Annotated in this window: 7 protein-coding genes; 6 read left to right on the top strand and 1 reads right to left on the bottom strand. The window is 36.2% G+C overall.

Features of this window, described 5'->3' with window-relative positions; genetic code table 11:
• Positions 1–8: 8 nt before the first annotated feature.
• From LGZ98_RS05230 to LGZ98_RS05245, 4 genes are all read left to right on the top strand, one after another.
• The gene (locus LGZ98_RS05230) at positions 9–1,961 is read left to right on the top strand and encodes a contractile injection system tape measure protein (RefSeq protein ID WP_262977797.1); all 1,953 of its coding nucleotides are present in this window, start codon (positions 9–11) and stop codon (positions 1,959–1,961) included.
• A gap of 9 nt (positions 1,962–1,970) precedes the next feature.
• The gene (locus tag LGZ98_RS05235; protein WP_113043171.1) at positions 1,971–4,055 is read left to right on the top strand and encodes an ATP-binding protein; all 2,085 of its coding nucleotides are present in this window, start codon (positions 1,971–1,973) and stop codon (positions 4,053–4,055) included.
• A 21-nt stretch (positions 4,056–4,076) separates the two neighbouring features.
• Entirely contained in the window at positions 4,077–4,979 is a 903-nt protein-coding gene (locus LGZ98_RS05240) for a Pvc16 family protein (RefSeq protein ID WP_113043172.1), read from the top strand.
• A gap of 217 nt (positions 4,980–5,196) precedes the next feature.
• Entirely contained in the window at positions 5,197–6,039 is an 843-nt protein-coding gene (locus tag LGZ98_RS05245; RefSeq protein WP_229015781.1) for an Insecticial toxin, read from the top strand.
• Here the strand turns inward: LGZ98_RS05245 and LGZ98_RS05250 are convergent.
• Positions 6,020–6,148, bottom strand: a complete 129-nt coding sequence (locus LGZ98_RS05250) for a type II toxin-antitoxin system RelE/ParE family toxin (RefSeq protein ID WP_146748107.1) — start codon at positions 6,146–6,148, stop codon at positions 6,020–6,022. The genes LGZ98_RS05245 and LGZ98_RS05250 overlap by 20 nt on opposite strands.
• A 704-nt stretch (positions 6,149–6,852) precedes the next feature.
• Between LGZ98_RS05250 and LGZ98_RS05255 the strand changes: the two genes are divergently transcribed.
• A complete protein-coding gene (locus tag LGZ98_RS05255; RefSeq protein WP_113043174.1) occupies positions 6,853–7,650 on the top strand; it encodes a tail fiber protein in 798 nt (265 codons plus the stop codon).
• A 62-nt stretch (positions 7,651–7,712) separates the two neighbouring features.
• Positions 7,713–8,728, top strand: a 1,016-nt coding sequence (locus LGZ98_RS05260) for a fucose-binding lectin II (protein WP_262977798.1), incomplete at its 3' end; no start/stop codon positions are given.

Below are 8,728 nucleotides of genomic sequence, written 5' to 3' on the forward strand. Positions count from 1 at the left end.
ATATTAATATGCCTAAGGAGCCAAATCTGTTAAACCGGATTATCATTACTATTGAGGCTAATAATCAACAGGTGGCTAAAAAGGTATTGCATGGCTCCCTGCTTAATCAAACTGATATCAATAAGTTATTTAACACATTCTTTACTCAACATCCCATTAATCAGGATATCTATTTAGAAACATTAACTCTGGATCTTGGTGAAATAAATTTACATAACTTTAATTCACTATTCCCTGTAAAGCTTAATACTGCACTAAATAAAGCATTAAGCCATTATCAAATTAATCATCAGGAGAAAAAAACACCCCTAATAGAATCAAAATCGCAAAAAATAACCAACAAACCTTCTTTATTATATGTCAACAATTCAATTAATGTTGAAGATTTCATTCATTATTTAAATCAAAAGAATTCCGCATTGAATTCAATAGAGATTAAAACTCATCATCAAAATATTGACATCAATATCCAAGAATTAGTTAATCAATTAGCTGGAATAGAAGATAAATTAGCTTTATTTTTAGCAAAAAGCTGTTTATCTGAACCAAGTCTACAACGGTTATTAGCGCTCAAGCAACCCACTTTATTAAGCGCTATTAACCACAAACTATCCGAAAGGATAAACAAATCACAATATTTGGGGGAGCCTGCCTCCCCCGGACAACTAATACTCAATGCGTTGCAATATATACAGCTAAATCATACACAGGAGATACCTAAACTGGATGCGAAAGTGCTATCACATCTCACCACTGAATTAGATAATGGTACACTTAATGCAACATCTATTATTACGTTATTTCGTCAGATTATCACTCACAATATTCCATTAAATAATTGGTTAAAACAGTTATGGCAAACTATTACTGTTGCAACATTCAGTAAAAAATATCTATCAGCTAAAGAATATCAATATTTATCTGAGCATTTTATTTCAAATCATATGAATAAAGATATACTCAGTAAAAAATTAATTGTTACTAATCATAACAACGTTAATACTCAGGAAAATCAATATTTACCTGAGCATTATTTTTCAAATCATATGGATCTCGGTAAGAAATCAATTATTACTAATTATGACAACATTAATACTCAGGAAGATCAATATTTACCTGAGCATTATTTTTCAAATCATACGGATAAAGATATACTTGGTAAAAAATCAATTATTACCAATCATGACAGCATCAATATTCAGGAAAAGCAATATTTACCTGAACATTTTATTTCAGACCATGCAGATAAAAACAAATCTAATAAGAAATTAGTCTTTACTCACGTTGACATTCAAAATATTCATAAATATCAACATTCGACAAATCAAGAATTAATATCAAAAAACCATAAGATATCAGCAGCATCAAATAATCTATCTGTTAAAGATAATAAATGTAGCCAATTCCGAACTATCAGAAAAGTACCGCCTGAATCAACTTTATTATCCAGACAAATTCTTTCATATCAGGTGAATAACGCTGGAATATTGATTTTATGGCCGATGCTACCCGCATTATTTAATCAACTGGGCTTACTTGAAGAGCAAAAATTTATTCATCGTCAAGCCCAATTTAGCGCGGTTAATTTCCTTAACTATCTAATTTGGGGAAACGAAAAAATACAGACAGAGCAAAATATATTGAATAACGTTCTGTGTGGATTAATGGCTGACGAAGTGATTGAATTAACCCCTCTTGAACCAGAAAAACAATTGATCATAGATCAATGGCTAGATGCCATTATTAGCCAACTTCCCGGCTGGAAAAAGTTAAGCCGCAATGACGCTCGTCAGTTGTTTTTACAACGGCCCGGTGAATTGCTGATAAATGAACAGGAAATCAAAATCATGGTAGAGCATCAGCCGTTCGATATGCTATTAACCGATTGGCCGTGGCCATTAAATATCGCCAAGCTTCCCTGGCTGAATCACCCTTTAAAAATTGACTGGAAAAATATTTAGAAGGTTTATATGGACTACCTACTCACAAATAACCCCTGTAACGGAGCTGAATTACGCTGGATTTATCCCCATTTTGAACGTATCGATCTGCTATTACAGCAATACTATTATCAAAAGGGAGATCAGTACGATGCATTACCGGAAAGCTTTTTACTGACCGAAGAGGAAATAGAACAGTGTTTAATATCACCGCAAGGTATACCTCATTGGCTGGCTACAACGAATAATCCTATTCTTCATCCAGAAATCGAGGCAAGCCCTGCCCTTGATGCATTATCATTGTTGGTCGAACGTTTTGAACTGACTGAATTTGAGCGTGATGTTTTATTATTAGGTCTATTACCCCATTTCGATGGCCGTTATCATGCATTATTTGCTACTCTAAATGGTAGCAGTAAAAAACAGTGGCCCAGCTTCGCTTTAGCCATTGAATTATTTAGCCAACGTCAAAGTGATCGGCAATTACTGCAAAATAGCTTTTTACCGCAAACACCGTTAATCAGTAACCAATTATTACGACTCAATAATCACGAAGAATCTATCTGGTTACAAACGCAATTTTTAACTCACAATGCGGTCTGGCATTTTTTATCGGGACAACGAACCCTTTTATCCCCCTTGATAACCTGTGCTAACTGGCAAACACCTGCCTTACATAACGGGTATCCGCAAACCCTTTATCACTCATTTGAGAAGATATTATTGAATGAAACCGACAAAATACGACCATTAATAATACTCAGAGGTAAAGAAGGCAGCGCCAGAGAATTAGCGGTCAGCAATATTATGGAATCTCATGGTATTCATACCTTAACGCTTGATTTAACCCACCTAATCGATGAAGAAAATACAACCAAAATATCCGGCCTGCTGGCGGATGCAATACGAGAAACCCGGCTACATAACGCTTGTTTATTAATTCGCAATTTTTCTTTGCTCATAGAAGAAAAGAAAATATTACACCGTGATTTATCTATTTTACTGAATCAGCCAAAATTACGCGTAGTTTGTCTGGTAGAACCGGGAGAGGCATTCATCTGGATTAAACACCTGCCAATAGTGCAAATTAATATGCCCGTTGCAACATTGGTGGATAAAAAAACCTTGCTAAAAGCAAGTTTACCGGAGAGTATCGCTCAAAAAATTAATATTACTCAGCTATGTCAGCGTTTTTCATTTACTGCGGAAACATTACCGCTCATTGTTGAAGAAGCTTATCAATATCAAATGATCCGACAACCAGAAGGCCAATTGGAAGAAATCGATCTGCGTAAAGCATTAAGTTTCCGCGCTCAACAGAATTTCGGTAAATTAGCTCAGCGAATAACGCCCAAACGCAGCCTTAATGATTTAGTCATTTCAGACGTATTAGCGCAACAATTAAAAGAAATTATTGCCGCCATTTATCACCGTGATCAAATTCTGGCTACCGGCTTTCAGGAAAAAATCGGTTATGGCACCGGTATTAGTGCACTATTTTACGGAGAATCGGGTACCGGTAAAACCATGGCCGCTGAGGTGATTGCCGGACATCTTGGCGTTGATCTAATTAAAGTCGATCTCTCTACCGTGGTAAATAAATATATCGGTGAAACCGAAAAAAATATCTCCCGTATTTTCGATCTGGCCGAAGCCGATTCCGGGGTACTATTTTTCGACGAAGCCGACGCCCTATTTGGCAAACGCAGTGAAACCAAAGACGCCCAAGACAGACATGCTAATATTGAAGTTTCTTATCTGCTACAACGACTGGAAAATTATCCGGGATTAGTCATTTTAGCCACCAATAACCGCACCCATTTAGATAGCGCGTTTAACCGCCGTTTTACCTTTATTACCCGCTTTACTTACCCTGATGAAGCATTACGTAAAAAAATGTGGCAAAAAATTTGGCCTAAGCAACTAACATTGTCCAACGAAATTGATTTTGAGCATCTGGCTAAACGATCCGATTTGACCGGAGCGAATATTAGAAATATTGCTCTATTATCATCACTATTATCCGCAGATGATAACTGCAAACAAATCGAAAATAAACATATAGATCGAGCCGTGATACTTGAATTAAATAAAACGGGCCGATTAGCTTTTTAAAAAAATAGAATAGGAACAAATATGACAACCATCATTGCTTCTGACAATGCGATTATCGAAATTAATCAAGCATTAAATACTATTTTATCTCAATATTTAGATATTTCCGGTCAGAAAATTAATATTCGTTTTGATCTACCTGAAATTAACTCTATTCAATCGGAACCGACGGTCAGTGTATTTCTTTATGATATACATGAAGATCTACAATTACGTTCTGCGGAACCAAGACGTTATAACCCGATGAGCAGCACATTATTGCCGGGATGGGTCAATATCAATTGTAATTATTTAATTACCTACTGGGATGCGAGTAAGCCCTCTAGTGATAGCTCCAGCCCGGACAGTCAACCCAATAATCAAGCCGCACAAGTGATGACACGGGTTTTAAATGCATTAATCAATAATCGTCAATTAACCGGTATTCCCGGTGCCTATACCCAAGTTATTCCCCAGCAGGAAAACTTAAATAGTTTAGGTAATTTTTGGCAAGCTCTTGGTAATCGCCCTCGCCTCTCTTTAATGTATTCCATTACTGTACCGATGAAACTGCAAGATATTAAAGACAATATTAAACCAATTAGCCAAATATCCACTTCTGTGGTTCAAAAACCCAGTCTGGATAATTCACAAATAAGCCAAGCTCTGGCAGATAAATTATGTGCAGATTTAGGCGGTACCGAAGATATTCGCCTTGCCATAGCTAAAGTGAATCTGATAACCGAATCCACAACAGATAATAATTATAATCAGGAAAATGAAAGTGTTATTCTTGAAGTTTCGGGTATTACTCTCTCAACCTATTTAGCTAAAATAAAAGATATTCTTTCTACATGGGTAAATAGCCAAGAAATCGTGGTTAAAGTAAATGGGACAGGTATTATTATCGCTAAAGAAAATTCTGATAATTTAATGTCAATATAAAATTATACAGATAATAAATCAAACTAATAATAAAGGATTTATAAATATGCCAAAATATTCTAATTCTCAGAGAATACCCATACAGAATAGTAAAAATAGCCGTAGAACATTTCCATTACCACCCCCTTCCGATGGACATCTTTCACTTTCAAATAATCTGACTAGCGACTCCTCCGTTCGCCAAGAAGTTAAGAGACAATTTATCTGGGAAGGCCATATGGAGGCAATTGAAAAAGCGTCCAGAATAGGTAATTTTGCTGTCAGTTTTCGGGCAGCAGGTGAACCAACACTCAGAGCCTTGGGTAAAGGCGCCGCGGCCAAGGGGCATGATATTCTGGAAAAAACCATTAAACCCGGTTCAATTAACAAAGCTTATCCCATAGACGAAGCTTCAGATGTGATAAAGAAAGTGCAGGAGGCGGGTATTGAAGGCTATGTCGGTCACTGGAATAAAGAAACGGGACGTCTCAAGGGTATTTATATGAGCAGCGGTCACGGTTTATCAGATAAACAGGTCAATGGGAAAATTTATCCCATAGATTTAAACAATCTCGAAGCAAGTCTGGCTCCTTTGAAAGAAAAAAAGAATTGGGCTGCACTGCCTTTCACCGGTGATTATGATATGCACGACATGATTAGTTTTACAACGCAACCACATTCAGTGCCATCCAATTCATCAGAAGAAAAGAAAATCATCGATCGCATTAACAAATATATCGCTAAATCTGATTCAAACCGGCCATTTGAAGATATAGAGCACAATGTTATCAGGCATGGTCCTCAAGTAAGCTACCCTGCTTTTGCGATGGATAAAGAACAAGAAGAGATAAAGAAACACGGGGGAATTGTCAAAGCGGTTGCTGAACCAGGGGAATTTCCGGTTGCTATTGTCAGTAAAGGGAAATGGACAATTGCCAATAATATCGATGAACTGAATCAGTTTTATAATAGTATTGGCGCAAAAATGAAAGCAAGCTGGAAACCAGGCGCTGGAAATCCCGGATTCGTTTCCAATCCACAAAAACCGGGCATGGCTAGATTTAGCCGGAAATCTCACTAATCATACTGGCAAGAAAGAATGGTATTCTTTCTATATCTTTAAGAAGCTCGTTAAGTGAATTAACGAGCTTCTTATCATTTTGTTGGCTGCACGCGCTCACCCCAGTCACATAGTTTGCTATGCTTCCGGGGATTCACGCCCTTTCCGTCACGATCCATCTGAAATCCATAGGGTATATAACTAAAATATTATACTACTGACTCACAACTTGATCTTTAGGGTCAAATGTAAATACAGCATCTGTTGCCTGTTTTACATTTATACCTTTAGGTAATTTGATTTTAACAACAGGTAAATTTTTGCCTATTGTTAAAATGCTACTACCAAGAACTTTAAATGAGGATGCATTATTCAAATTTAATATTAAAGATCAAGTTATTAAGCCATAAACGATTATTGGATTACTTTAAGCTCTATTTTTCATACTGAGCTTACTGTAATCCACTTATCCCAATCAATAAAAACAACCCTATTCATTACCACCGACTTGCCATACTTGAAATTGAATAATCAGAAAAAATAAACATCCATTAACAATCTCTGTTATTAATTAATGTTGTATATAAAAATCCCCCGCCCATAATTGTTTTGTTTCATTGGAAATTATTTAAATAACCATTGGTTAAATTTTTAAATATAAACAATAACATCTATAAATCATGTTATTGCGGTAGCTATACTTTTCAATAAAAACTAATGAAGGTAAAGAAATAAACGCTTTTTATATTTTAAATGCAAATAGTAAATAAAGGAAAAAATCATCAATTTCATTGATGAATAAAACAACTCAATATCATATACAAGGTGATAAAAATGGAAAAAGAATATAACCGGTCCACTTTAGAATCCAATATAGAGAATACCAATACTCTGGATCGCCATGAAATTGGTAAAACGCTTGGTCAGACTGATAATCCACATTCAGCGCTAAAACCGGGTGATGACTATACACAAACAATAAAAATTAACCCTGACGGCGGCTTAACAGCAGATAAAGATGGATTAAGTGTAAAAATTAAAGCGGGTGATGGTATTAAGGTAGACAGTAGCGGCATCAGTATTGATCCCAATAATGTACTGCCAAGAGGCATGATTATGATGTTCTCCGGTGAGAATGCTCCTACAGGCTGGGCTTTTTGTGATGGCAATAATGGAACCCCAGATTTAAGAAGCCGTTTTGTCATGTGTGGTGAAACTATTTCTGAGACAGGGCAAAGCAGTAGTAAAGCTAATGGTAGTGGCACCGAAAAAAGCTTTTCCAAGAATACAGCATCAACTGCGGTTTCGGTCAATGTTACTGTGGGAAATACAGTATTAACAGAGTTACAAATACCTAGTCATAAACATATTGGGGGTATGACTTATTATACTAGTTATGGAATGAAATATGGCTACGCCCCTGATAACAAAACCGAATATCAAATAAATAATAGCTATACTAGCTCAATATGGCTGAAACCTTCATTAGGAAAAGATCACTATGCATATACATCAAACACAGGAGGTGGACAAGGACATAACCATCCGGCAACAGCATCGTCCCCTTCACATAATCATAGCATTGATATCATTCCGCCTTATTATCTATTAGCTTTTATTATGAAACTTTAATTCCGTTGCACCAGAAAGATTTAAATTACCTCTTATTTTCTAATTACAAAGGATATATAACAATGAATATATCTAGTTATTTCTTCCTGAATGAAGAAAACATTAAGTTCAATAATCAGTGTTTAAATACATACATGGGTTACCCCCAACCCATCGGTAAAGATTGGCCCAACCTGCCTGCCGGGTTCCAAAGATATATTGACGATGTTATTAATTTAAATGGCTTTTTATATTTTTTTAAAGGTTCACTGTATCTTAAATTCGATATCGTGAAAGCACAAGTCTTTGATGGACCAAACTTCATTATAGATGGCTGGCCTGGATTAAAAGGAACAGAACTGGAAAATGGAATAGATGCTGCCATAGAATTGACTACCAACACCGTTTGTTTCTTTAAAGGCAGGCATTGTATAGATTACACCATTGATTCACACACAATTGAGATGAATACTATTTCAGACCGATGGGGAATGACTGGGAAATATGCAGCATTTAGTAGCAATCTGGATGCCATTATTTCATGGCCAGATATCGATGGAAATTTTATTTATTTTTTCAAAGGTGATTCTTTTATTCGGTTCGACCCAAATTTGAATGCACTTGATGCCGGGCCAATCATCATCTCCAGCGATAATCAGGGTTGGAGAGGGTTAACCTTCAAAAATATTCAAGCGGCAGTATCGGTCGATACCGATTTATTAGGCAGTCACCGAGACAATAGTGGAGGCAATAGTAAAGTCTGTAATGGAACATGTGGTACTAATGACACGGGTAAACATTGTTTCCAGTTACCTCACAGTATTCGATTCGGCTTGATAGCCTACACTAATACAAATATTCCGCAAACTGTAAAAGTATATATTGACGATTTTCTGGTAGATACATTAACCAGTACCAGTAAAGGACAAAATAATCTCATGGTAACTAAAGACTACACATCAGGTACAGGCAAAATCTGTATTGAGATTGAAGGGGATGGCAAACCATGTAAGCTACGTTATTTCGATAATATATTTGATGGAAAACCGGGAACAGCTATTATCAGCGCTGAAAATGGTACCAATAGTCATTACAATGA

The sequence above is a fragment of the Photorhabdus kayaii genome (assembly GCF_025384895.1).
Classification (GTDB): Bacteria; Pseudomonadota; Gammaproteobacteria; order Enterobacterales; family Enterobacteriaceae; genus Photorhabdus; species Photorhabdus kayaii.